The sequence below is a fragment of the Beduini sp. genome (assembly GCF_047239305.1).
Lineage (GTDB): Bacteria > Bacillota_I > Bacilli_A > Erysipelotrichales > Coprobacillaceae > Beduini.
On sequence record NZ_JBKTEM010000003.1, the window covers coordinates 1 to 26,375 of the forward strand.

The 26,375-nt window shown below is 36.8% G+C and carries 26 protein-coding genes; 19 read left to right on the plus strand and 7 right to left on the minus strand.

The genetic code is table 11. From position 1 onward, the window contains the following. Positions 1-73 precede the first annotated feature (73 nt). Positions 74-1,081, plus strand: a complete 1,008-nt coding sequence (locus ACLRVU_RS06260; protein ID WP_412891177.1) for a YeiH family protein — start codon at positions 74-76, stop codon at positions 1,079-1,081. An 8-nt stretch (positions 1,082-1,089) separates the two neighbouring features. Here the strand turns inward: ACLRVU_RS06260 and ACLRVU_RS06265 are convergent, their stop codons facing one another. Genes ACLRVU_RS06265 through ACLRVU_RS06275 form a run of 3 tightly spaced genes read right to left on the minus strand, consistent with a single transcriptional unit; the run spans position 1,090 to position 2,721 of the window. Then, on the minus strand, positions 1,090-1,608 hold the full coding sequence (locus ACLRVU_RS06265) for a hypothetical protein (RefSeq protein ID WP_412891178.1): 519 nt from the start codon (positions 1,606-1,608) through the stop codon (positions 1,090-1,092). Next, entirely contained in the window at positions 1,601-1,945 is a 345-nt protein-coding gene (locus ACLRVU_RS06270; RefSeq protein WP_412891179.1) for a hypothetical protein, read from the minus strand. Before ACLRVU_RS06270 ends, ACLRVU_RS06265 begins: the two co-directional genes overlap by 8 nt. Beyond that, positions 1,945-2,721 carry an HAD family hydrolase gene (locus ACLRVU_RS06275; RefSeq protein ID WP_412891180.1) on the minus strand — a complete coding sequence of 259 codons (777 nt, stop codon included), beginning with the start codon at positions 2,719-2,721 and terminating at the stop codon, positions 1,945-1,947. Before ACLRVU_RS06275 ends, ACLRVU_RS06270 begins: the two co-directional genes overlap by 1 nt. 136 nt (positions 2,722-2,857) lie before the next feature. On the opposite strand from ACLRVU_RS06275, the gene ACLRVU_RS06280 reads away from it, so the two are divergent. Genes ACLRVU_RS06280 through ACLRVU_RS06295 form a run of 4 tightly spaced genes read left to right on the plus strand, consistent with a single transcriptional unit; the run spans position 2,858 to position 5,818 of the window. After that, the gene (locus ACLRVU_RS06280; protein WP_412891181.1) at positions 2,858-3,682 is read left to right on the plus strand and encodes a tRNA lysidine(34) synthetase; all 825 of its coding nucleotides are present in this window, start codon (positions 2,858-2,860) and stop codon (positions 3,680-3,682) included. Between the two features lie 23 nt (positions 3,683-3,705). Next, positions 3,706-4,626, plus strand: coding sequence for an NAD(P)-dependent oxidoreductase (locus ACLRVU_RS06285; RefSeq protein ID WP_412891182.1), 921 nt, complete (start codon positions 3,706-3,708; stop codon positions 4,624-4,626). After that, a complete protein-coding gene (locus ACLRVU_RS06290; RefSeq protein ID WP_147550701.1) occupies positions 4,623-5,396 on the plus strand; it encodes a threonine/serine exporter family protein in 774 nt (257 codons plus the stop codon). The genes ACLRVU_RS06285 and ACLRVU_RS06290 overlap by 4 nt, the downstream gene beginning before the upstream one ends. Then, positions 5,393-5,818, plus strand: a complete 426-nt coding sequence (locus ACLRVU_RS06295) for a threonine/serine exporter family protein (protein ID WP_412891183.1) — start codon at positions 5,393-5,395, stop codon at positions 5,816-5,818. The genes ACLRVU_RS06290 and ACLRVU_RS06295 overlap by 4 nt, the downstream gene beginning before the upstream one ends. 57 nt (positions 5,819-5,875) lie before the next feature. On the opposite strand, the gene ACLRVU_RS06300 is transcribed toward ACLRVU_RS06295, so the two are convergent. After that, a complete protein-coding gene (locus tag ACLRVU_RS06300) occupies positions 5,876-6,484 on the minus strand; it encodes a hypothetical protein (RefSeq protein ID WP_412891184.1) in 609 nt (202 codons plus the stop codon). A gap of 196 nt (positions 6,485-6,680) precedes the next feature. On the opposite strand from ACLRVU_RS06300, the gene ACLRVU_RS06305 reads away from it, so the two are divergent. The 9 genes from ACLRVU_RS06305 to ACLRVU_RS06345 all read left to right on the plus strand — a co-directional run bounded on the left by ACLRVU_RS06305 (position 6,681) and on the right by ACLRVU_RS06345 (position 19,310). Next, complete coding sequence (locus tag ACLRVU_RS06305) at positions 6,681-8,093, plus strand: glycoside hydrolase family 1 protein (RefSeq protein WP_412891185.1); 1,413 nt, start codon at positions 6,681-6,683, stop codon at positions 8,091-8,093. 138 nt (positions 8,094-8,231) lie between these two features. Continuing rightward, positions 8,232-8,846, plus strand: coding sequence for a non-canonical purine NTP pyrophosphatase (locus ACLRVU_RS06310; RefSeq protein WP_412891186.1), 615 nt, complete (start codon positions 8,232-8,234; stop codon positions 8,844-8,846). Further along, positions 8,846-9,376, plus strand: coding sequence for a GNAT family N-acetyltransferase (locus ACLRVU_RS06315; RefSeq protein WP_412891187.1), 531 nt, complete (start codon positions 8,846-8,848; stop codon positions 9,374-9,376). The genes ACLRVU_RS06310 and ACLRVU_RS06315 overlap by 1 nt, the downstream gene beginning before the upstream one ends. A 32-nt stretch (positions 9,377-9,408) precedes the next feature. Continuing rightward, positions 9,409-10,407, plus strand: coding sequence for a serine hydrolase domain-containing protein (locus ACLRVU_RS06320; protein ID WP_412891188.1), 999 nt, complete (start codon positions 9,409-9,411; stop codon positions 10,405-10,407). 199 nt (positions 10,408-10,606) lie between these two features. Next, entirely contained in the window at positions 10,607-12,079 is a 1,473-nt protein-coding gene (locus tag ACLRVU_RS06325) for a Mur ligase family protein (protein WP_412891189.1), read from the plus strand. 486 nt (positions 12,080-12,565) lie between these two features. Beyond that, positions 12,566-16,372 carry an Ig-like domain-containing protein gene (locus ACLRVU_RS06330; RefSeq protein ID WP_412891190.1) on the plus strand — a complete coding sequence of 1,269 codons (3,807 nt, stop codon included), beginning with the start codon at positions 12,566-12,568 and terminating at the stop codon, positions 16,370-16,372. Positions 16,373-16,612: 240 nt separating this feature from the next. Next, on the plus strand, positions 16,613-17,425 hold the full coding sequence (locus tag ACLRVU_RS06335) for an alkaline phosphatase family protein (RefSeq protein ID WP_412891191.1): 813 nt from the start codon (positions 16,613-16,615) through the stop codon (positions 17,423-17,425). A gap of 93 nt (positions 17,426-17,518) precedes the next feature. Further along, a complete protein-coding gene (gene cysK, locus ACLRVU_RS06340; protein ID WP_412891192.1) occupies positions 17,519-18,460 on the plus strand; it encodes a cysteine synthase A in 942 nt (313 codons plus the stop codon). Next, positions 18,447-19,310, plus strand: a complete 864-nt coding sequence (locus tag ACLRVU_RS06345; protein WP_412891193.1) for a DMT family transporter — start codon at positions 18,447-18,449, stop codon at positions 19,308-19,310. The genes cysK and ACLRVU_RS06345 overlap by 14 nt, the downstream gene beginning before the upstream one ends. Before the next feature lie 19 nt (positions 19,311-19,329). On the opposite strand, the gene ACLRVU_RS06350 is transcribed toward ACLRVU_RS06345, so the two are convergent. Genes ACLRVU_RS06350 through ACLRVU_RS06360 form a run of 3 tightly spaced genes read right to left on the minus strand, consistent with a single transcriptional unit; the run spans position 19,330 to position 21,405 of the window. After that, positions 19,330-19,959, minus strand: coding sequence for a GNAT family N-acetyltransferase (locus ACLRVU_RS06350; RefSeq protein WP_412891194.1), 630 nt, complete (start codon positions 19,957-19,959; stop codon positions 19,330-19,332). Continuing rightward, the gene (locus ACLRVU_RS06355; RefSeq protein ID WP_412891195.1) at positions 19,959-20,333 is read right to left on the minus strand and encodes a GNAT family N-acetyltransferase; all 375 of its coding nucleotides are present in this window, start codon (positions 20,331-20,333) and stop codon (positions 19,959-19,961) included. The genes ACLRVU_RS06350 and ACLRVU_RS06355 overlap by 1 nt, the downstream gene beginning before the upstream one ends. 28 nt (positions 20,334-20,361) lie before the next feature. Further along, on the minus strand, positions 20,362-21,405 hold the full coding sequence (locus ACLRVU_RS06360; RefSeq protein WP_412891196.1) for a hypothetical protein: 1,044 nt from the start codon (positions 21,403-21,405) through the stop codon (positions 20,362-20,364). Positions 21,406-21,528: 123 nt separating this feature from the next. Between ACLRVU_RS06360 and ACLRVU_RS06365 the strand changes: the two genes are divergently transcribed. The 5 genes from ACLRVU_RS06365 (at position 21,529) to ACLRVU_RS06385 (ending at position 26,183) form a co-directional block, all read left to right on the plus strand. Then, positions 21,529-22,353, plus strand: coding sequence for an undecaprenyl-diphosphate phosphatase (locus ACLRVU_RS06365; RefSeq protein ID WP_412891197.1), 825 nt, complete (start codon positions 21,529-21,531; stop codon positions 22,351-22,353). A gap of 38 nt (positions 22,354-22,391) precedes the next feature. Beyond that, a complete protein-coding gene (locus tag ACLRVU_RS06370) occupies positions 22,392-22,841 on the plus strand; it encodes a zinc-ribbon domain-containing protein (RefSeq protein ID WP_412891198.1) in 450 nt (149 codons plus the stop codon). Between the two features lie 83 nt (positions 22,842-22,924). Continuing rightward, entirely contained in the window at positions 22,925-23,995 is a 1,071-nt protein-coding gene (locus ACLRVU_RS06375; protein WP_412891199.1) for a GGDEF domain-containing protein, read from the plus strand. A 112-nt stretch (positions 23,996-24,107) separates the two neighbouring features. Further along, complete coding sequence (locus ACLRVU_RS06380) at positions 24,108-25,478, plus strand: MATE family efflux transporter (RefSeq protein WP_412891200.1); 1,371 nt, start codon at positions 24,108-24,110, stop codon at positions 25,476-25,478. A 195-nt stretch (positions 25,479-25,673) separates the two neighbouring features. Then, a complete protein-coding gene (locus ACLRVU_RS06385) occupies positions 25,674-26,183 on the plus strand; it encodes a GNAT family N-acetyltransferase (protein WP_412891201.1) in 510 nt (169 codons plus the stop codon). The last annotated feature ends 192 nt before the right edge of the window (positions 26,184-26,375 follow it).

The following is a 26,375-nucleotide window of genomic DNA, read 5'->3' on the forward strand; positions in this document are numbered from 1 at the left end:
TAAATAAAATATTATAATTTTTATTTATATTAATACTATGATAAACTGCAAACAACAGATAGGGGAGAAGTTTATGAAAAAAATAAAAGCATATGGACCAGGATTTATGGTTTGTCTGATTATCGGGTTGATCGCACAGCAGATCGCAAAAATCGTTCCCGGCGTTGGCGCAGCGCTCTTTGCGATTGGAATAGGAATGCTGGCGGGGAATACTTTTTTAAATAAAGATATATTTAATATCGGAACAAAATTTTCTGAAAGCAGATTATTAGAATATTCGATTGTATTAACCGGCTTAACACTCCAGTTGACAGATATCTTAGGAATTGGATTGCAGGGAGTTGGATTTATCTCCTTGCAGATGACGTGTACGATTATGATCTGTTATTATATCGGAAAGAAACTCGGCTTTACCAAAAAGTTTTCTTTACTGATGTGTGCGGGGAATGCAGTTTGCGGATCATCGGCTATCGGAACAGTGGCACCGATTGTAGATGCAGACAGTAAAGATAAAGGTATTTCAATCACGATTGTCAATGTAACCGGAACAGTTTTGATGGTACTCTTACCGCTTTTAACCGGGTGGCTGTATCATCATGAAACATTGAAAACTTCAGCGATGCTCGGCGGTACTTTACAATCGATCGGTCAGGTCATTGCTTCGGCAGTGATGGTAAACAAAGAAGTGGTTGAATTTGCTACGATCTTTAAAATTGTGCGTATTATCTTTATTGTATTTATTGCATTATCTTATTCAAAGATGAATCTTGAAGAAGGGAAGCCGCTGTTTTCCAAGAACACTCAAATAACATCTAAAATCAAAGCAGGGATTCCTTGGTTTGTGGTGGGATTCTTTATCTTCAGCGTTTTAAACAGTACAGGTATTATTCCAAGTATTGTATCGGCTACAGCTAAATCAATCAGTTCGCAGTTTGAAATTATTGCCTTAGCGGCTATTGGAATGCGTGTGAAATTCAGAGATTTAGTCAAGGAAGGACCTAAAGCCATTCTTTATGGCGGGTTAACCGGAGGAGCGCAGATTGCTTTTGCGATAGTCTTCATTGTCATCTTGTTTGCATAATAAAAGGATCAGTCCCAATTGGACATGATCCTTTTTAAGTTTTCTACAATTTGTGTCTGATTCATTTCATTGATTTCCAGTAAACAGCTTTCTTTATTTGCAAATACTAAGGCACTTAATTCATCACTCATAGTAGAAAGGGCACCAATAATATGTTTGTCACTATAAAGACAGCGATCAAATTCTTCTAAAAAAATCAAAGCTTTATGATTGGATATGTAAAGGGGATCCATCTTGATGATTGATGCAGAGGAATGAAGACTATTTAAAAGAATTTTCGCCCCAAAGTAGTCTAAAACATTGGGAACCGTTACACTTTGCCGAGAGTTGATCTTCACCTCGATTGGCAGATCATTATCATATTCTTCAACCGCAACATAACTATGCAGATAGCGACCTTTTTGCTGTCCGTTGATCTGATAAGGCAGAATAGTAAATCCGCTGAAAGTCTTATCCTCTAACAGCTGATCAATAATCCTTGATTTGAGCTGATCATTATCACCCGTTAGAAATATATGTTTAAACATTATCTTCATCTCCCCAGTTTGGTATGTTGGATTTGTAGTTGAATCGAATATCTTGAACATTGAAGATCCAGCTTGCTTTGCTCGGATCACGTGGAAATAGGAGCGTAAGCTCTTTAGGATTATCTAAATATCCAAGATAAGCATATTCTAAAGCTGCTTTATCAAGTTCAATGGTTTGCTGGACACTTATAATAGAAGCATTTTCAATATAAAACAGATCAATATCCTGATCGTGTAAATATTCATGAAAACTCACAACATGATAGTTCAAGTTTTGAATTTGATTATTTTCATCTAAATACTGATAATTAAAGGTAGTGGTGGGATAGATTCGCATTATGTTTCCTCCTTAAGTAAATGTAACTGCAAACAGGCAGTCATGATGCCATCTTGATCAATGGAATTAGTAACGAGTGTTGCACAACGTTTGACTTCCTCAATGCTTTGCCCCATCACAACGGCAGTTGTGGCATTCTTAAGCATCTTGATATCATTTGGTGAATCGCCAAAAGCAATGTAAGAAGTATGCCCATAGTGTTGAAGTAAATAGTTAATAGAAGAAGCCTTGCTGACGCCTTTAGGACTTACCTCCGCATAGTTTAAGGCACAGGGAATAATATCAATGCCTTCAATCTGAGAAAAATCGTGATAATCCTCTGATTGAGGAGCGTATATGTTCATTGCTTCTACTTCCTGATGTTTCAATGTGCCAACTTTCGGCAGTGGATTATTGAAATGCCGGTGCACCAAAACTGTGTTTTCATCAGCCACTTGAGAAATAAAACGCTCTTTACATTTGACAACGACAGGATAGTTTTTCTTTGCGGCAATCCTTAAAAAAGCGCAGGCTGATTCCCTTGGAATCAAGGCTTTAAACAGAATTCTGCGATCCTTGTCTAGTACTAGTTGTCCGTTGTTGCAGAGAATGCCATCCCATTCTATCATCTCTGTGATATGAGTACGCAATAAAGAATCATAGCTTCTGCCCGTGGCGATGCAAAGCCGATGTCCGTTCTGCTTCAATTGAATCAGCGCCTTTTTAGTAGATTCTGCCATATGAAACTGTGAATCCAGCAATGTTCCATCAACATCAAAAAATAGAATTTCCTGCATTTTATCACCTCATCTTTAAAATTATAGCAAAATCTCTTTATAAGTACATAAATATTATCTTTTTCTCTTTAAATTTGTAGTCAAAAAGATGAAAATATGTTAAAAATTTAGAAGGTAATAGTAGAAAGGAAAAAACATGGAATTTTATCAGGAAGTAGAAAGAAGTATTATAAAAAAATATCGTAAAGAAATATGGCGCCCTTTTATAAAAGCCATTAATGAATATCAGCTGATCAAAGATGGAGACCATATTGGAATCTGTATTTCCGGGGGCAAGGATTCGATGCTGATGGCAAAACTGTTTCAGGAATTAAAGCGTCATGGACAGAATAATTTTGAGATTGAATTTATTGTGATGGATCCGGGATATAAAGAGGAAAATCTGCAATTGATTAAAGATAATGCAGAAAAACTGGATATTCCGATTCAGATTTTTAAGTCCGATATCTTTGAGATTGTCGATTCAGTGGATGAAAATCCATGCTATTTATGTGCCAGAATGCGCCGAGGCTATTTATATCGCTTTGCCCAAAGTTTAGGGTGCAATAAGATTGCTTTAGGTCATCATTTTGATGATGCGATTGAAACGATTCTTATGAGCATGTTTTATGGGTCAGAGATCAAAACAATGATGCCTAAGCTGCATAGTGATAATTTTGAAGGAATGGAATTGATTCGTCCTTTATATTTAGTTAAAGAAGCAGCGATCATACGCTGGCGTGACTATCATCATTTAAAGTTTTTATTATGTGCCTGTCGATTGACAGAGACAATCACTGAAACCAGCGGTGGTTCTAAAAGAAATGAAATGAAACGTTTGATTGCCGCTTATCGCAAAATTTATCCAAATGTGGATATTAATATATTTAGAAGTATTCATAATATTAATTTAGATACGGTGATCGGCTATAAGAAAGATGGTATCGCTCATAGTTTTTTAGATGATTATGATGAAAAATAAACGCTTTTAAAGGAGGCGGACATATGGCTGTATATTTATCGGAACCCATTCATCCTGACAGTTATGCACTTTTAAAAAGTGAGACTGAGATTGTTGAAGACTTTTCTATTCCGAAAAAGATTGAAGGATTGATTACTCGTAATATAAAGGTGGATAAAGGCTTGATGGATCATCTGCCCAATTTGAAAGTCATTGGCATTCATGGAAGTGGCTGCGATGACGTGGATATAGAGGAAGCAAAAAAACGACATATCAAGGTGTTCAATACGCCTAATCAGAACAGTACTTCGGTTGCTGAGATGATCGTCATGTTTATGTTAGCCTTATCAAGACAGCTTATCAAAGCGGAGCATGATTATTCATCGCAGACTCTTTGCAATTTAGCGCCCTCTTATTTAATGGGACAGGAGCTAAGTAGGAAGACAGTAGGATTTATCGGTGTGGGAGCCATTGCCAAACAGGCAATTTGGATTTTAAAAGATGGCTTTAAGATGAATGTGTTAGGGTACTCACATCATTTAGATCAGACAGCAGCAAACGAATTGGGGATCACTAATTGTGCAAGTCTAGTTAGCTTACTTCGTCAAAGTGATTATGTTTGTCTATGTCTGCCATTGAATGAAGAAACCTATCATATGATAGGGAAAGCTGAATTAGAAGTAATGAAACCTACTGCCTTTTTAATCAATACAGCGCGCGGAGCCATCATTGACGAAGAGGCTTTATATCTTGCTTTAAAAGAAAAGAAAATTGCCGGGGCAGCCAGTGACGTACTTACCCATGAACCGCATTTTTCAAAATTGATGTTGTTGGAAAATATGATTATTACTCCCCATTTAGGCGCAAATACGAATGAAGCCTTGAAGCGGGTAGGGGATCTATGTGTCAGTCAAATGATTGATGCTCTGCATCATCGTCCGATTCCCTTTGAGGTGAAAAAATGAAAGAGAATGCGCAGGAAGTTGTTGAACTGTGTGTTCAGATTGGGGAACTGCTTTTAAAAAGCGGGGCAGAAATCTTTCGTGTGCAGGATACACTAGAACGCATTGCGGACAGCTATGGCATTGAACAGTTTCATGTGTATGTGATTGCTAATGGGTTGTTTGTCAGTGTCAACGATGGGGAAAAACTCTATACCACTCAATTACGCTATGTTCCATTAGCACCTGTTCATTTAGGACGAATTTGTGCAGTAAACGAACTTTCTCGCATGATCTGTGACCAACGCCTGCCTCTTAAAGAGGCTTATTTGAAGATTGAGGAGGCTAAACAGATTCCTTTTTCTTCTCCTTGCATGCAGATCTTTGCTTCCGGAATCGGTGCGGCGACTTTTTGTTATTTATTAGGCGGGAGTGTGATGGATAGTGTTGCTTCTTTCATCTCAGGCTTAGCCTTGTATATCTTTTTTCTATATATATTAAAAGGAAAGACCAGTAAAATCATGCAGAATATATTAGGAAGCAGTGTCGTCGGACTGATTGGCTGCTTATCCTATCACTTTGGCTTAGGCAGTTCTTTGGATCATATTATCATGGGCTCAATCATTCCTTTAGTTCCGGGGGTACTGATTACGACTTCGGTTCGAGATATTATCAACAGTGATTATTTATCGGGAATGATCCATCTTTTAGATGCTGTATTGGTTGCAGGATGTATTGCCTGTGGGGTAGGAATCAGTCTTTCTATTTATCAGATGCTGGGGGTGGTGCTATGATTAGTCAGGGATTAGTGGCATTGATCGGAACGATTTCCTTTTCAGTGCTGTTTAGTGTTCCGGTCAGTGAATATCTTTATTGCGGTTTAGCCGGTATGATCGGCTGGCTATGTTATTTAGGTGGGTTAGCTTTGGGAGTGGGATACACGAATTCGATTTTTATCGGAGCGTTGGTATTAACCATTTTTTGTCGCTTTTTAGCCGTAAAAAGAAAACTACCGTTAACTGTTTTTCTCATCTGCGGCATCTTTCCTCTGGTTCCCGGTGCCGGTATTTATTACACCGCTTATTATTTTATAACCAATCAGCATTCGCTTGCCCTTACTAAAGGACTGGAAACCTTTTCTACCGCAGTGATGATTGCTTTAGGCATCGTTTTTGCTTTAGCGATTCCCCATACACTCTTTAAAAGAACAAAATAAAAAGACGGTCATACCCGTCTTGAACCGTTGACATCTATTTGTTTAACGGTTTATTTTTTATTGAGTTACTGTTTTAGCGATATGGTCATCAGAAATAAATACTTCTTTTACCTGACAAACCGCCTTGATGCTTCTGATCGATAATAATGCTTTATATACGACAACAGAAATCGCAAAGTCAACCATTCCATGAACAACAGTACCGCCTCCAACTAAACCAAGTACTGCATAAACGAATCCTTTGTTGTAGTAACCGGCTCCCAAATTATTGCCAAAATAGAAAGGACAAACACTCATCATTTCTAATCCCCCGTGAATCAATGAAATGATAAAGAAGAAGACAATCATTTTAGGCAATGATTTCATCGTTTCAGGTTTTTTCATTAAGTAATAAGCTCCGCCGAATGCCCAAACTACTTGACTGAATGCTCTGACTACGACAACGATCGGAAATCCTGCCATTAAGAAACCTAAAGTCGTTCCTAATGAAACGAAGATAGCTACAGTCGGTGAGACGAACATGGCAATCATAATCGCTACATGACTTGCTAAAGTGAATGAGGCTGGCTCCAATACTAGCTTCACCGGCGAAAACATTGGAATGATAATTCCGATTGCACATAATAATGCAGCAATGACCATTTTATGGATTTTGTTGTTTTTCATAAATTTTCCCCCTAGATATTTATGTTTATATATGTGTCATGACATATGACTAAATTATATGAATGTCAAAGGGAAATGTCAATATATTTGTGAAAAAATTTACATATTTTGAAAGGCTTTTGTCAAGAGTCGTTAAAAGTCTTTTTATCTAAATTCATATCGAGTATAATATACCTATATATAAAGGAGGAAAACTATGATCTATAAAAAATTAAAACCATTCCCACAGGACTTTTTATGGGGAGCATCGACTTCTGCTTATCAGGTAGAAGGGGCAAACTTGGAAGATGGCAAAGGTCCCTCTGTTCAGGACGTTAAGAAGGTACCGGAAGGAACTTCTGATTTAACTGTCTGTGCAGATCATTATCATCATTACAAAGAAGATATTGCTTTAATGGCAGAAATGGGATTCAAAGTGTATCGTTTCTCTATTTCTTGGTCAAGAATCATTCCGGAAGGGGTAGGGGCAGTAAATCCAAAAGGGATTGAATTCTATAATAATATTATTGATGAATGTATCAAACATAATATTATCCCATTAGTAACGATGTTCCATTTTGACTTGCCGGCAGCATTAGACGCTAAAGGCGGATGGTCAAGAAGAGAATCTATTGATGAATTCGTTAACTTTGCCAAAGTGATGTATGAAAACTTCGGAGATCGTGTTAAATACTGGCTGACGATCAATGAACAAAATGTTTTAACGCTGATGGGAGAGGTCATCGGGACATCAAACATCAAATCAAGCAATCCTAAAAAAGAGGCTTACCAGCAAAATCATCATATGTTAGTGGCACAGGCAAAAGCTATGGCATTATGCCATGAAATGATCCCCGGAGCTAAGATTGGACCAGCACCAAATATCTCATTAACTTATGCGGCAAGCTGCAAACCGGAGGATGTGATTGCTTCACAAAACTTTAATGCCATTCGAAACTGGTTATATTTAGATATGGCAGTTTATGGAAAATACAATAATATTGTATGGGCTTATTTAGAAAACTTAGATGCTACTCCGGATATTGAACCAGGCGATATGGAAATTTTGGCTTCCGGTAAACCTGATTTCATCGGATTCAACTATTACTCAACTGCAACAGTAGAGTACAGTGATGGTTCGGAAGTAAATGAAAAAGGCGGCGATCAGCAAAAAGCAATGGGAGAACCTGGTGTGGTAAAAGCGGCAGCGAACCCAAATCTGCAAAAAACTCAGTTTGGCTGGGAAATTGACCCGGTAGGATTCAGAAGTACATTAAGAGAAATATATTCAAGATATCGTCTTCCTTTGATTATCACAGAAAATGGATTAGGTGCTTATGATAAATTAACCGAAGATGGAAAGATTCATGATCCATATCGTATTGAATATTTAAGAAAACATATTGAACAAATTCAGCTTGCCATTACAGATGGTGTAGAAGTCATGGGATATTGCCCATGGTCAGCGATCGACTTGATTTCAACACATGAGGGAATGGTAAAACGCTATGGCTTCATTTATGTCAACCGTGATGAATTTGATTTAAAAGATCTTGCTCGTTATCGTAAAGATTCTTTCTACTGGTATAAGAAAGTAATCGTTTCTAACGGAGAAGATTTGACAGACTAAGAATGCTTTTGCATTCTCAGATTGTTGACAAAGCGATACTCTTTTTGAAGTATCACTTTGTTAACGATCATAAAGTGCTCAGCACTTTTTTATTTTATCTAAAATAATGCTATAATGGGGAAAAGAGGAGGGATGAAGATGCAGCTGCTTTATGCAACCTGGAATAATTCTAAGATTTATAATATGAAAAGGCGTTTAAAAAATCTTCCGATTGACATTGTTACTCCTAAAGGTCTTAATCTTAAACTAGAGATATTGGAAGATGGTCAAAGTCCAAAAGAAAATGCCTTGAAAAAAGCATTAGCTTATTATAAGCAGACACAGATCCCAACGATTGGCGCCGATTCCGGACTTTATATTGATCGTGTACCTAAACAAAAACAACCGGGGTTATTCGTTCGGCGCATTGAGGGAAAAGAATTAAATGATGAAGAAATGATTGCTTACTATACCAAGCTAATCGATAGTGTTGGCGGGAAAAGCATGGCACACTATTTGACAGGATTAGCGATCGTTAGTGAATCAGGCATATATACCACAGAAATTCAGGAGGATCCGTTCATAATGACATCTATTATCGATCGAGAGCATTCACATCGAGGAAATCCTTTAGATGTCATAACAATAGATCCCCATTTAAATAAATATTATTCTGCTATGAGTGATGATGAATTTATAAAGAATGGTTATCTTTTTGAAAAGCAATGTCTCTCTTTCATACAGGAAACCCTTATCCTAAAGGAGAAACTATGATGATTGTATATAAACCTTTGACTACAGAAGAAATAAGGATAGACTTATTTGCTCATTTTTATCGTCGGCAAAAGGTGACTGAATGTTATCGGTTCATCGATGGTATTTGGCAGATTAAAGAATGTCCATTTATTGATGATTGGACAATGGAAGAGTATCAGGAGCTAACTAGCTGTCTGCAACATACTTTAGAGACTGATGGCTATGTTTTAGGTGCTTTTTTAGATCAGCAGTTAAAAGGATTTATATCTGTTGAATCATGTTTGTTTGGAAAAAATCATGACTATCTTGATTTGAGCAGTCTTCATGTTTCCAACGATATGCGTCAGCAGGGGATCGGCAAAAAACTATTTTATTCTGCGAAAAATTGGGCGAAGAAACGTGGCGCAAAGAAACTCTATATATCTTCCCATTCAGCAGTGGAAACACAATCCTTTTATCAGGTAATGGGATGTGTGGATGCAATGGAAATAAATGAGATGCATGCGATCAGTGAACCTTTTGATCGTCAATTGGAATGTGAGCTATAATTTTTTAAGAAGGAAGAAAGGAATTTTAAAATATGAAGATTGATCATTTAATAAACACAGAATTTAGAGGCTGTATATCCGTTACTCAAGAAAATGAACCTTGTTTTTTAAAAGCCTATGGCTATGCCGATCTTCCTAATAAAGTGCCAAATGATATAGAAACGAAGTTTGCGACCGCTTCTGCTGGTAAAGTGTTTGTTGCTGTAGGCATTCTGCATCTTATAGAAACAGGAAAACTTAATTTTAATGATAGAATTGGAGATATTTTAGATTTTGATTTAAGAGCTATTGATAGCGGCATTACCATTGAAGAATTGTTAACTCATACTTCGGGTATGCCGGACTATTTTGATGAAAGCATCATGAACGAATACGAAGAATTATGGATCGACTTTCCTAACTACAAGATTCGTTCTAACCAAGACTTACTGCCGTTATTTATAAATAAGCCAATGATGTATGAACGAAAAAGGAAATTCCAATATAATAATGCCGGCTATGTTTTATTGGCACTGATCATGGAAAAAATTACCGGACAGGCTTTTGACCATTATTTAAAAGAAAAGATATTTCTTCCCTGTAATATGAGAAATACAGGTTACTATGAATTGGATTGTCTGCCAGAAAAATGTGCTTATCACTATATTTATGATGCGAGTAGGAACCGTTACCGAACCAATATTTTCAGTGTAGATGCAAAAGGAACCGGGGCAGGTGGAGCCTTTACAACAATCAAGGATATTCAGCTGTTTTGGCAAGGACTGCTCTCTCACCAATTATTATCTTATCAAATGACAAAAAACATGATGACCAATCACAGTGGTGAAGCTGACTGCTATGGCTATGGTTTATGGCTGAAAAAACAAGGGAATGACTACCTGTCTTATTTTCAGGGAAGTGATCCCGGAGTCAGTTTTATTTCCAGCTATAATAAAGAAAAAAAGACAGTGATCACATTAATAAGCAACTATGGTGACGATGTCTGGAAACTGCATAAGGCGATTGCTTCAGCTTTGAATCAGAATGATTGATATAGTGAAATTTAAGTTGCATATAAAATTAAAAATGCTATGATATAGATTAGTCAATGAACACGCTACTTGAAAGGGGAAGACTATGAAAAATAAGAAATTGTGGTTCCTTTTACCAATCATTGCCGTTTTGTCAGCTATCTTTGGCTGTTTTATTAAACTGAATAAATGGACACATATTAAAAAGGAAAAATAGAGTATGCAATTAAATACAAACTTAATTATAAATATATTATCGAAGCATGGTCTTTTGATTAAAGCTCCGCAAGTGGAAATACAGGTGGAAAGTATCTCTTTTCATTCAAAAAAGTTAGGACATAACTGTTTATTTGTCTGTAAAGGCAATAATTTTAAAAAAGAATATTTAGAAGCAATTCATCATCAGCTAAGTGCGTATATCAGTGAAGTAGATTATGAAGTAGATCTTCCTTTGATTTTAGTAAAAGATGTATTAAAGGCAATGGCACTGCTAGCTGATGCCTTATATGATCATCCTAGCCAAGATTTAAATCTGATAGGGATTACCGGAACAAAAGGAAAAACATCTTCTTTATATTTTTTAAAGAGTATATTAGACGCACATTCTAAAAAAGGAGATACTGCCTATTTAGGTTCAGTGGAAATCTATAACGGAGATCACATTGTCCCTTCTTTATTGACTACGCCGGAATCTTTAACCTTACAGCAGATCTTTCGTGATGTAAAAGAAAATGGTAAAGAAAATGTGATTATGGAAGTATCTTCGCAGGCGTTAAAATATGACCGTGTGTATGGCATAGAATATCATTATGGTATCTTTTTAAATATTTCCAATGATCATATCAGTGATGTGGAACATCCCACTTTCCAAGATTATATTGAATCAAAATTAAAGCTGTTTGATCATTCAAAAGTATGTATTATGAATGCAGACCTAGTTGATTATTTAAGTGATGAACAAAAAAAGCAGGTGTATACGTTCTCGTTGACCCAAGAGGCAACGATCAGAGCGGCAGATATTGAGATGGACACGCATGGATCACATTTCAATATTTTATATAAAGGTGAGAAATACCCGATCTATTTATCAGTTCCCGGATTGTTTAATATTGAAAATGTATTGTCTGTCATTTTAGTGGCATTGGATATGAACATCCCAGTTGAAGCCATTCAATATGGACTGGCTCACACCAGTGTTCCGGGCAGAATGAAACAATTTAATGACGAACATCATCATGTTGCCAGTATTGTTGACTATGCTCATAATGATGCGAGCTTTACTCAGATTTTTAAATATGCCCAGCAATTTTATCCAAACTATCATATTAAAGCTGTTTTTGGCTGTCCGGGGGATAAAGCCTTTAACCGCCGTCATGAACTAGGGCAGGCAGCAAACTGTTTTGCAGATGAAATCTATTTGGTTCCGGACGATTCCGGTCATGAAGATATTGAGCAAATTAATCAGCAGATTGCCGAAGTGATTACCGATAAACCATATTATAGCTTTGATGACAGAGAAGCAGGGATTCAAAAAGCTTTCATGGATATTAAAGAACCGACAATCGTTATGGTACTGGGAAAAGGGAATGAAACTACTCAAAAAATAAATGGCACCACTGTTCCTTATGACGGAGACGAAGAAGTGGTAAAAGCAAGCATGAGACAGTTTGTAAGTAAGCAAGTCTCATTATAAAAGAATACTGAAATCAAATTTTTAGACTGTAGATAAACATTCATTTATCACAGTCTTTTTTATTTATAATGTTTTTAGATTAATGCAATAAATAGGGGCTATATATTGTTTTCTACTATTCTAATTTAGTTTAATGACAAAAATCTATCGTTGTCTAAGGAATGGTTTACTGTAAAATACAGTCAAAAAACCACAACATAATTACACTTATGTTGTGGTTTTTATGCATATAGCTATTTACGTATCCATTATAGGCGAAAATCCCCTAGTTTTCAAGGTATTATCTACGAAAAAGAAAAAGTTAAACTTACCTAAAATGGTAGGAATTACCAAAAAATATTGTCTTTTTAATTATTTATATGACAAAATATAACCTTTTTTCCTTACTTTTTAAACAATACAACATAAGTGTAATTATGTTGTATTGCAATAGCGGAGGTATTAAAAATATTTAGAAAAAAGCTAAGAAATAAGGGAGGAATAACAATGACTTTTAAAAATCAAAGTTTTGGTTTATTAAAAAAATTGTTTATCATAAGTCTAACTATGTTTATGATAGGCAGTTTAGTTCACATTGAAGCCAAAGCAGACACAGGTAATACAGTAGGTGGTTTTAGTGTCACTGGTGGAGTAGAAGGAGTGGACTATGAGTATGGAGATGTGATTTATCAGACACAGGGATATGGGAATGCAGAAAGTACAAGTTCACCGCAACCCTCTAAATATGGAGGAGTTAACAATATTACGGTGAAAGCATTAACGATTAAAACCAATACACCGCTGACGATCTCGACAAATGGGGCAGTTATCTCGGATTGTATTTATATTCAGCCGGGAAACGATGCGGATATTACTTTGGATAATGTAAGGATTACAGGAATTTTACCAATTAATATTCCGACAAATCTTGATAATCCGACTTCTGCTCATATTACGATCGCAGATGGTAGTGAAAATGTCCTAACTACTATTCAATCATCGGCGCGTCATTTTCCGGGGATTCGCTGTGGAGAAGGATCAAGTTTAACGATTGATGATGCTCGTCGTAATGTTGATATAAATGGTATGCCCGTTCTTCCGGAAAATGGACGTGTTTCGAGAGACGCAACTTTACAGGATGGTACAGTAGTATATGCTGGCGATCGTCTGACTTTATTAGATAGTCCAAATGCAGGAACATTAAGAGTTAACGGAGGCTACAGAGCTGCGGCAATTGGCGGAGCAGCCATTGAAAATAGTGGGAATATGATATTCAATGGCGGGAAGATTATTGCAGCTGCCTATGGATCATCTGATAATTCCAATGGTGCAGGAACAGGAATTGGCGGAGGACATGCCGGCGGTGGTACTGTTACAACATTTAATGGCGGAATCATCGAAGCCTATGGCTCTTACCACGGGGCTGGAGTCGGTGGCGGATGTACTTATGTTGGGGGAATGTCTAATTCAACGATTACTTACACTTTAACAGATGTGATTATGTGTCAAACACCAAAATCTACCATTGCCGGAGATATTAACATCAATGGCGGTTTTCTAAAGTCAACAGGATATACGCATAGTAATGCTTTTGGTCAAGGCTGTGGCGGAACAAATACTGATAAAACCATAACCATTACTGGCGGAACTTTACTACCTTCTTCGCAGTCAGGTTGGTATGATATCGGTGGAGCAGGCGGAGACGTTATTGTAACCGGTGGTTCCATTCGCCTTTCCGGTGCTGGTAAATTCCAAAGTAAAGAAGGAGATGGCTCTGCCTGGGGAGATTTAGAAAAAACGACAAAAGTATTTATGACTCAGATAGATCTGAAAGGCTATAATATTCCCGTTACATTAGTGGATGATATGAAAATGACAATTAACGGACTTGAAAGTGATTATGGAATGCCATCTTATACAGATGAACAGGGAGCTTTATATTTTTGGCTGCCAAATCGCAATACACCGACAGAGGTTCGTGTTGACTTGTCAATAAAAGATGATGCCGGGAAAGAGATTCCGATGGATTCATTCTTTGTGACGGATGCAACGCAAGGATCACTTTTAAAGCAGTATGTTTCATTTTCGGTAGATAATACATCAATACCTGATGAAAAACGACTACATAAAACCTACGATGGACTGGCATTTGATGCGACACAGCAGCAGGATTTCTTGAAAATGATTACAGATGGCGGGATTCCTGTTACAATTCCAAGCGGAAAAGTGCTGGACGATGCCAGCAAAATGACCATTCAGTCTCAGCTTTTAGACAATGAAACATTAGAACCTTCTACAGAAGGTGAGATCGTTTCAGGAATGCAGGCAAATGTAGGAAAATATCAGTTGATTATTACTTCTAGTCAATATGCTTCTGATCCGGCTTTCCAGAATAGCTTTTGGGGACATCGTGGATATTATAAATATGCAGAAATTGATCCGGCAGACAGTCAGATTGCAATCACAGCTGAAAGAGCGGAGGATAAAACAGGAGCTGATAATAAAATTACTATTACAGCTAACATTTCTCCAGACAGTGATGAGGCTAAAACATGTAAAGCCCCAACTGGGCTTGTGCAATTTTATATTAATGGAGAGCCTTATGGAGATCCAGTAGCACTCACCGCAGCTGTCGATAAAACGGCGGATAATTACGAATACAGCCAGGCAACGATAGAATGGACACCAAGTGAAGATGGTGGGAAAAATACAGTTGATGGTACTCAAACCATCACCGCTAAATATATTGGTGGGGCAGGGACAAATTATAATGAAAGCACTGCGGCACCTGTCGAGTTAGAAGTAACGCCAGTAGATCAGGGCAATGAAACGATTGGCGGTAATCCCATTATAGTAACTGATAAAACAGACGATACGGTTATTGCACCTGACAGTGAATTAGATAAGATTTATGGAGATGATTTTCAATTAGAACTAGAAGGTGGAGATACAGACGAAGCGCCTATTTATAGTTCATCAGATGAATCGATTGCAGTGGTAGATGAGAACGGAAATGTTACGATTGTTGGAGTAGGGGAAGTGACGATCACAGTGACTCGTCCCGGAAATGGAGCTTATAATGATGCTACTCAGGAAATTTTGGTTAATGCCGGGAAAAGAAAAGTTGAACCAGAGTTTATTGATATTTTAGATAAATATTATGATGGAAACAGAGATGCAGTTGTTGACTTAGATACACTAAAATTAAAAGGTGTACTAGAATCTGATTTAGAGGATTTCCTAAAAGGACTTAAAGTAACGGCATCTTTTCCTCAAGAAAAAGTAGGGAAATATGATGATGCGGAAGCAACCCTGAAATTAAGCAAAGAGTTATTAAAGAAATACTATTTTGAAGATGAAGAAGGGTATCGTACATCTGAATATACCTTACAAGATGAAGCATCGATCTTACCAAAACCATTGGATAGTGAAGATATGCAAGTAACGATCAATGTCGGTGATATTCCAGATCAGTCTTATACCGGTAAGCCGATTGTCCCACCCGTTATTGTCAAGGATGGGGACAAGGTACTTGTTGAAGGGGAAGACTACACAGTTGAATATAAAAACAACGTTGAGGTAGGAAGTGCGACCGCTATCATTAAAGGAAAAGGAAATTATGCTTCCAGCTTAGATACAACTTTTGAAATTACAACAGTTAATATGGATACAGACGGAGATGGTAAGCCTGATGTTAATGTAGATATTGATGGAGATGGCAAACCTGATATTAACATCGACATTGACGGAGACGGCAAACCTGATATTAATATCGATATTGATGGAGACGGCAAACCTGATATTAACATTGACATTGATGGAGATGGAAAACCTGATATTAACGTAGATATCGATGGAGACGGCAAACCCGATATTAATATCGATATTGATGGAGACGGCAAACCTGATATTAACATCGATATTGACGGAGACGGCAAACCTGATATTAACATCGACATAGATGGAGACGGAAAGCCAGATATTAACATCGATATTGACGGAGACGGAAAACCTGATATCAACATTGACATAGATGGAGACGGAAAGCCTGATCTTAATATCGATACAAATGGGGATGGAAAACCCGATCTTAACATTGACGTTGATGGAGATGGAATACCTGATTATAATATTGATACAGATGGAGATGGTATTGCTGATAAGAATTTAATCGATCAAGAAGTTTTAACTATTATTGAAAAAATGGTAGATACGGGAGATCATAATTCATTCATGACTTTAATCATGGGGATGCTCTTGTCATTGGCTGTTATAATTTCTAGCCTTACAAAAAAGAAAACAATAATTGAATAAATAATGAGGAGTAATGACTGCAATAGCATTACTTCTTTTATTATACTAATGATTAAGTGTTTATATTGTTTATGGCAGACAAAGGTAAGATCGGGAAAAGCTATTTATCAGGTAAATTTAAATAAGCATAACCAAATTGTGATTTATACTACCAATTCTTAATTAGCTGAAAAATACAATTTAAAGCTGCGTTGCAATGTGTTTTGAACATGCTATAATGGGAGAAAAGGGGGAATTCAAATGTCCGAACAACAATCTTTAAATTCTTTATGTATTACTCAAGTTGCTTCTACTATCTGTGATGTGTTGGGCGTGCCGGCACCTTCACAAGCTGATAATGCACTGCCAATCGTAAAAACGGTAGCGCAACAATCTTTTCATCAACATGCAGATAGGGTTTTTATGTATAATCCGGATGCTGTTGCCTTGTGGCTCTATCAAAAATATACATCACTGTTTCATGATGTTTTGAAGCATACCCAGCTGGCATTACCACTCTTATCAGTTATGCCGTCAGTTACACCGGTCTGCTTTGGTTCGATGTATACGGGCGTTATGCCAGTCGTTCATGGTATTCAAAGCTATATTAAGCCGGTCATAAAAAACGAAACGGTATTTGACGCATTATTAAAAAACAAGAAGAAACCTTGTATTGTCTCAACAGCCAACGACAGCTTATCGATGATTTTTTTAGAAAGAGAAATGGATTATTTTATCTATGAGACGATCGAAGAATGTAATCAAAAGGCATTAGCACTTATCGAGGAAGATCAATATGACTTTATATTGCTTTATAATGGTAACTTTGATGGCACAATGCACCGCTATGGACCGGAAAGTACAGAAGCCTTAGCTGCGCTTAAAAATAATGTGGCTACTTTTGCAACAGTGGCAGAAACAATCAAGAAGCATTGGGTAAATCATAATACGTTGCTAGGATTTGCACCGGATCATGGATGTCACCGCATTGATGGTAATTTAGGCAGTCATGGGTTAGAGATGCCCGAAGATATGAATATTATTCATTTTTACGGCTTTATTCCACATCAATAGTTGTTTTTCGCTAATATTTCCCAGGCAATTTCCTGGGCTTTTTGTTTGACATTTTCTTATTCCTTACATAACATAGAAAAAGGAGGGAAAAATATGCTGTATCATTATATGGAAGACATGATTGGGCATACCCCATTACTTGCCGCAAAACGTTATCAGCAAGGCATTACAAGTAAGGCAAACCTGTTTACAAAATTGGAGATGTTTAATCCCTGTGGCAGTGCCAAAGACCGTATAGCGTTGAAGATGATTGAAGAAGCGTTGCACAATGGCACCATTAATTCGGAAACACTGTTGGTAGAACCTACGAGTGGAAATACCGGGATTGCTTTAGCTGCCATCGCTTTAGCGAAGCATATGAAAATTGTGATTGTGATGCCGGAAACGATGAGTGACGAAAGAAAACAGCTTTTAATTGCATATGGTGCGGATCTCGTTTTAACAAAAGGTGAATTAGGGATGCAGGGAGCGATCGACGAAGCCAATCGTATCGTTGCTTCTCAATCCAATGCTTTTCTAGTTGGACAGTTTGATAATCCCAACAACTTATTAGCTCATTATTTAACTACAGGTCCGGAAATCTATGAGGATATGAATGGAAAGATCGATATCTTTGTAGCGGGAATTGGAACCGGTGGAACGATCAGCGGTGTTGGCAGATATTTAAAAGAAAAATTACCACAAATTCAGATTGTCGGAGTGGAACCGGAAGATTCACCGCTGCTGACAAAAGGCTACAGTAAAAGTCATGGCTTACAAGGGATTGGTGCTAACTTTGTCCCTTCTATTTTAAATCGAGAGGTCATCGATACGATCATGACAGCAACAACGCAGGACGCGTATTACCATTGCCGTATGTTTAGAAAGACAGAAGGATTATTAGTCGGAATCTCTTCTGGAGCAGCATTATCGGCTGCCGCAAAGTTAAGTCAAAAAGAAGAAAATAAAGGGAAGCGGATTGTCGTCTTACTGCCTGATGGCGGTGAACGATATCTGACAACTTCTCTGTTTAGGAGTAAAGATGAAGAAAAATAAAGGAATCATGTATATTGTCATGTCAGCATTTTGTTTTGCTGTAATGAATGTGTTTGTTAAATTATCGGGAGATATTCCCTCAATGCAGAAGAGCTTTTTTAGAAACCTAGTCGCATTGGTATTTGCTTATTTTATTATTAGGAAGTCAATGGAAGGTTTTCATTTTAAAAAAGAAAACCTCCCCTTTCTGCTTATTCGTTCTGCCTGCGGAACTGTAGGCATACTGTGCAACTTTTATGCTGTTGATCATTTAATGCTGTCAGATGCTTCCATGCTGAGCAAGCTGTCACCGTTTTTTGCGATTATCTTTTCTCTTTTCTTTTTAAAAGAAAAAGCCAGCCTGTTTCAATGGCTAGCTATCATTATTGCATTTTTAGGAAGTTTATTTATTATTAAACCAAGTTTTGCGAATCCTTCCCTGATTCCATCCCTGATCGGTGTTGCCGGAGCGATGGGGGCCGGGGCGGCTTATACAACGGTGCGTTATTTAGGAACCAAAGGCGAACGAGGACCATTAATTGTTTTCTTTTTTTCCACATTTTCATGTTTAGCCGTAGCCCCATTTGTTTTATTTAATTTCCACCCAATGACCGGGCTGCAGTTAACTTATTTATTGTTAGCTGGACTGGCAGCGGCAGGTGGACAATTTGCGATAACGGCTGCTTATACATATGCACCCGCTAAAGAATTATCAGTTTATGATTATTCACAGATCCTGTTTTCGGCGATCTTTGGGTTCATTTTATTTAACCAAATTCCGGATCAATACAGCTTTATCGGCTATTTCATTATCTTTAGCATATCATTGATCATGTTTATTCGTCAAAATAAGAATAAGCAGCTTGCTTAGACCCTCGGGGTCTTTTTTATTAGAATTCATCATGTGGATAATGCGAAAGATGATTAAGAAAATCTACGGGAGCCGATACAAACTGAAGCTGTTCAAAGGCTTCTTTTGTCATTAACTTTTGTAATTCAGGCAAAACAGTATCTAAATCATTGTGCCTTGTGCCCACTTGTTCATCTGTAATGAATTTAAATCCAAAGTCACTGTAAAGCTTAATTGCACGGTAGCTTCCCGGCTGGGTATGCAGATAAATTGGAAAATCTTCTTTTGAAAGGGAACCGAGGATCACTGACAGCATTGCTCTTCCTAATTTTTTATCTTCATAGTCTTTTTTAACTTTTACCCAGTGAAGTGTTGTGATCTTGTCATAGGCAGGCCAAATAAAAGCAGTGCCGATCGGCTGGTCGTTTGCATCACATAAAAACAGACAGCGTTTAAAAAATAAGTCACTTTTATCCTGATAGACCAATTCAAAATAAGACTGCATATAAGGTTCATAAGCAAGTGCGGTCTTTGCATCATCAAACGGCATAGCTTTCCAAACTGAAAGTTCTTCTTTGCGACAAGGGCGTAATGTATAACCCTCTGGCATTCTCGTCAACGCTTCTTTATTTAATTGAGTACACATCATAAAAAGATTGGGATCAGCCATTATTCTACCTCCTTTCTCATCATGATATGTGGGATATCGGCTTCTATAAATTCATTCCCATAAGAAATAAAACCGAGCTGTTCATAAAACGCTAATGCATGCAGCTGGGCGCCTAAACGAAATTCACCTTTGATTAACTGCGTGACATAACGAACCAGCTTTTCACCGATTCCTTGATGACGGTATTCTTTTAAGACACAGATGCGCCCTAATTTTGTATAATCCTCATGCTCGATTGCACGCATGGCAGCAACCGGCAAATCATCTATAATAACTAGAAAATGACGACATGTTTGATCAAATTCATCAATTTCAATCTCACTTTTCACGTGCTGCTCATCAACAAAAACTTGTCCCCGTACTTTCATACACATAAAGAAGTCTTTTTAATTTTTAGCTTCTTTAATGGTCATTGCGAAAGTCCTCCAAATCAATGTAAGCATATGGGGTTCTTTGTTCAAAACAAATCTCATCGATCCATTGTTTTGCTTTCGTTGAAATCTGACTGATACGCTGATTGTTTACAAGAGGATCCACATATCTTTTTTTAACGTCAATATTGACACAGTATTTTCCAATCATTTCTTTATCACTGCCTTTTACTTTGGTTAATTCTTGAAAACAGCGATAAATAGGTTGATAAGGACTGTTCTCAATTATGTTGATCATTTCAGCTTCGGTTAACTGATAGAAATCTTCCATCGTTACATAGTGATCCTGCATCATTCTTTTCATAATATCGGCTAACAGCTGTAAAGCCAGTTTGTCTTCATTAGATAAATATATTTTTGCGACAAGGCAGGCATTATGCGTGAAAAGTTCAGCTGTTTTGAGTGTTTGAAAACCGATTTCACTCTGATCCTGTTCATCTGTCAGTAAAGTGAGGTCTTGATAGATTGTCTTTATTTCCCCTAAAGTTAAATGACGTCCTAGAATATAACCTGATGACAGCATGTATTCTAAACGATCCGCAGACAGCTGTGGCTTTTCATTATCCGCAACAGGATATTTTTTATAGTCGATAACGTCTTCTAACAGAATCTGGTCTCGTTTTAATAAAACCAGCAGTTCCTGAGCATTGGCAAGGATTTCCTGATTGCTTTTTTCAGTTGATTCCTGAGTGAGATGATCGTTATTCAAAAAGTCAACAACATGTGAGAAAACCGGTGATGAAACATCATGAAGCAATCCTGCTATCGTCTGTTTTTTATCATGGGTAAAGTGCCAGATAATCAGGGCAACACCTAAGCTATGATCAAAACGTGAATAAAAGAATCGGCAGTTAAATAATTTAGTATAATCGCAGCCGCAAAATAAGCCAATACCTTTTAAACGCTTCATTTCTTTGATCTCTAAATAGTCATGGAGAAATTCTGGAATTTCTTCTTCAAAAATAGATAAATATGTTAAAATCGGGGTATCGATATTTGTCGTAAGTTGTTTCATTTTTCTGCCTCCAGTGATAAAATTATAGCATAGAATCCCTAATTCGCCCATTATTTTTACTTTGATACACTAGGGGAATGTGGTATACTTTAAATCGTATAAATCGAGGAGGAAATAATAAATATGTTAATAGAGATATTAAAATCGATTCTCTTTGGAATTGTCGAAGGAATTACGGAATGGCTTCCGATCAGTAGTACCGGACACATGATTCTATTAGATGAATTCGTTAAGTTAAATATGTCCGATGCTTTTATTGAAATGTTTTTGGTCGTGATCCAATTAGGAGCAATTTTAGCTGTTGTTTTGATTTTCTGGAAAAGAATATGGCCTTTTTCAAAAAATGCACCTTATTATATAAAACCAGATAAATTATCGATGTGGTTAAAGATTTTTGTTGCCTGCGTGCCTGCAGCTGTAGTAGGGATTTTATTTGATGATTATTTAAATGCATTATTTTATAACTATCAGACAGTGGCGGTCATGCTGATTGTGTTTGGGGTATTATTTATTATTATTGAAAACAGAAATAAGCATCGTCGTCCGCAGATCACTTCAATCGCTGAGATTACTTATCCGGCTGCCATTGCAATCGGTGTCTTTCAGTTAATCGCAGCGGTATTTCCTGGTACTTCTCGTTCAGGAGCAACGATCGTGGGGGGAATTTTAATTGGAATGTCAAGAACTGTAGCCGCTGAATTCACTTTCTTTCTGGCAATTCCGGTAATGGCAGGAGCCAGCTTATTAAAGATCGCAAAATTCGGGTTAGCCTTTACAGGTGTGGAAATAGCAGTATTATTAGTAGGAATGCTTGTAGCATTCATCACATCAGTATTTGTCATCAAATTATTAATGGATTATATTAAGCGTCATGATTTCAAAATATTTGGTTGGTACCGTATTGTATTAGGGATTGCTGTACTTGCCTATTTTATGATTTTAGCCTAGAAGTGAATCTCTGGGCTTTTTTTAAGGAGGAAAAAATTATGTTTGTTATTTGGGGTTGGGGAAGAAAAAGTAAACCGACACTTTATTTAGGATTAAAACGTTGTGAACGTGAAGGTACCTATCAGCACTTTTATGTGTATCGTTCATATCAGCACTTTAGTTTGTTTTTTATCCCTTTTATTCAATGGTCAGTAAAATATTACATTGGCTGTTCGCATTGTGGTTTAGGAATGGAAATAGAAAAAGACCAGCTGCCTAAATGCGAAGCTTTGTCCCGTCGTTTGATAGGACAGAAAAAAGCAGATGAAATGCTGAACTATTTACGAAATCAGTATTGCATGATGGGACATGATGAGCATACGAAAGAAGATCTCATGGAACGCATTACTTTAACTTATGATATTCGTGATCATGAAAAAGAGGTAGAGCATATGATTGAAGCTGTCATGGAAGAAGATCGCCCGCAGAAATTTACACAAATTGTCTAAAAAGCACGAGTTTTAGGAGTGTTTGTTGAATCAATCGACAGCCTGCATCATTGGTGATATGATGAAGAAAAGGTGCGATCAGAGTGGAAAAGAAAAAGTGGGAAAATCGAATAATTCAGGCAGCGATTATCTTGTTTATTGCTGTCTTTACTTTTCAAATCATATTACATGTCAATAAAGTGCAAAAAATCACGCATATTGCCAATGATTGCAATGAGCTTGCAACAAAGGTACAGCGGATTGTGAAATTGACAGTTGCTCAGCAGGATGTAACTATATTGCATGAAGATATTGACGGGCTATGGAGAAAATTGCTGAATAGTGAAGATAACTATGGAAGTGAACGCATTTCCTCACCGGAATATTGGAACTGTCTTCAGGAAACTAATCAGAATTGGCAAAAATTAAGCAGTGATTTATCCTACTATGTTTCCGGACAATATAATTTGAATACTTTGATTGAAAGCAGTGAATCTTTTTATAAGTATGGAGATCGTCTAAATGATACGATCAATCATTATTCACTTTCTTTGATTGAAAAACTAAAGATTTATGAACTCCTTTTAATTACCTTTGTAATTGGACTGATTGCCGTCTATTTTAAACAGCTGATTACCAAGATGAAATTGGCTAATCATAATGGTGAACTTAGAATTATGTCTTACTTTGATGAATCAACACAGTTGCCAAACCGTCGTCGCTGCCGAGAAATTTTAAGTGAAACTCTCGATTTTGATAAAAATGAGTGTTATGCCTGCATTATGTTTGACTTAAATAATTTAAAATCGGTCAATGACACTTATGGACATAAATTCGGTGATGTTCTGATTGCCAGTTTTTCTTCCATTCTTCGTAAATATATTAATGATGAAGTGTTTATCGGACGCTATGGCGGAGATGAATTTGTAGCAATTATCACAAACCATGATGAAAGAAAAGTTCTGCAGATGCTTGAAAGTATACAAGCGAGTGTGGATAAGTTTAATGATGAACATCATGAGATTCCGATTCGCTTTGCCTATGGTTATGATATTGCTTATAAAGGTAAGAAGATTAAAATGGAAGAAGTTGCCGAACGTGCTGATATTAATATGTATAAATGCAAAAAACAGATGAAGGATTGTGATGAACAGTCTTCAGACCCCTTTTTATAAGGGGAATTTTTATTATATATAAAATTATCTTTATTTATGTATAAATTTTAAAAAACTACTATCTTTTCATAGACAATATTATATAATAAGAAGGTATGTGAGGTGGAGGGAAATGAGATTTAAAAAATATATATGCGATAAGGCATTTCTAAAAATGGTATGTACCATTGCTGCCCCCATTATTTTACAACAGATCGTAGAAACATTGGTGGGATTAGCCGATTCCATGATGGTATCAGGATATAGTGAATTTGGGGTAAGTGCTGTACAGATTGGTTCTCAGTGGGAGCAGATTGCAACGTTGCTTTCTTTTGGAATTTGTTCAGGTGTCGGTATTTATACAGCACAGTTTTTTGGAAGTCACGATTTTAAAAATTTGAAAAAATCATTTGGAACCATGATTATGCTGTCAGTAGCAATCGCTGTTCCATTTATTTTGGCGGCTGTATTTATACCGAATATTATCTGCGGCTTCTACATCAGTGATCCAACAATTATTCATTACGGATCACAGTATTTGATTGTAACAGGAATCAGCTATGTTTTTGTAATGATATCTTTTTGTTTTAACTATACTTATCGTTGCATGTCTAAAACGAAAGTCACAATGGTGATTAGTTCGATTACGGTATTATTAAACTGTATATTTAACTATTTTCTGATCTTTGGACATTTTGGCTTTCCCGAATTAGGAATCGTGGGAGCGGCATATGGGACATTGATTTCAAGAGGGTTAGGAACATTGATGTATATCATTTATTCGACTAAGACAAGACAAGTCTTCTTAGGAAAATTGTCTGTTATGTTTAAATTGGATACTCAGTTCTTACAGCCGGTCATTCGCCGCATTTTGCCAACAGTAGCAAATGAAGGGTTATTTGGTGTTGGGCAAACGCTGTTCTTTAAAGCTTTTGGAATGATTGGGGTTCATGCAGTGACTTCGGTTGCCATTGCGGATCGTATTTCTAATTTATTCTTTATGGTGATTTGGGCGATCGTGAGTGCAGTACAAGCCATTATCGGAAATACACTGGGTAAAAATGATATGAAGCTAGCCAAGATCTATGCAGATTACTTTATGGGAATGGGATTGATTGTTTCCATTGTTTTAGGACTATTAATGGTAGTTACGGCACCTTATTTAATTGAAATTTTATATGCTAATGAATCCGGTGTGGTTCAGCAGGCAGCAACCTTTATTCTTTATGCTTATGCGATTAAGATCGGTCTGCGTTTATTTAATGCCGTGATCTTTGGTTTCCTGCGAGCCGGTGGAGATACCAAGGTATTGGCACTGTTGGATTCGATGATTCTCTATACAGTCGGACTACCGCTCGCTTTCTTATGTGTTACGGTTTTCCATTTTGATATTGTTCCAACGATCATCTTGATCCAGTTAGAACAAGTCATTCGTATTGTCTTAGCCTTTAAACGTTATCGTTCCGGGGCTTGGATGCAAAATGTAACAGCTGATGTCAATTAGTTTGACATAGGCTGTTATTTTTGTTATTGTCTAAAAAGAGACGAGGTGTTAGTTTGGCTATTGATCTATAAGCATTTTTTAATCAATCAAAGACATGTTTTTTTAATGTCCTGAAATGCTTTATAGATGAATAGCGAATCCTTTTTTGTTTGCCTTTTTTCTGTAAAGCCATAACTAAAAAAGGAGGATTTAATCATGATCACAATTAGACAAGAAGAAAAGAATGATTATAAAGAAGTGTTTGAAGTGGTAGAAAAATCATTTGCTGCACTGCATACCGATGGAACCGAACAGTTTTTAGTAGAGAAACTTAGGAAGAGTGATGCTTTTATCCCGGAATTATCATTGGTTGCATTAGTAGGTGAAAAGATTGTCGGACATATCTTATTTACGAAAGTAAAAGTAGGGGAGACAACACAGTTAGGACTAGCCCCTTTAGCAGTCCTGCCCGAATATCAAAATCAAGGTGTAGGCAGTGCCTTAATTAAAGAAGGACATCGCATTGCCAAAGAGCTGGGATACGATTATTCAATATTAATTGGACATGAGACCTATTATCCACGATTTGGCTATGTACCAGCAAAAGCATTTGGAATTACAGTATCATTCGAGGTTAATGATGAAAACTTTATGGCATATAGTTTAAGTGGAACAGATAAAATGCTAAATGGGATGCTTGTTTATCCAAAAGAATTTGGAATCTAATCCTAAGTAGAAACGGATAGGAGAATTTCCTAATCCGTTTTTGTTTTCTTTTTAGAAATAGTGATTGTATATACATTTTTTTAAAAAACATAAATATTTTATTTGAAAATTACTGATAAAACAAACCAATATTAACAAATTACAAAATAAGTGATAAAATGTAATTATAATTATTGTATTCGTGTATACAAT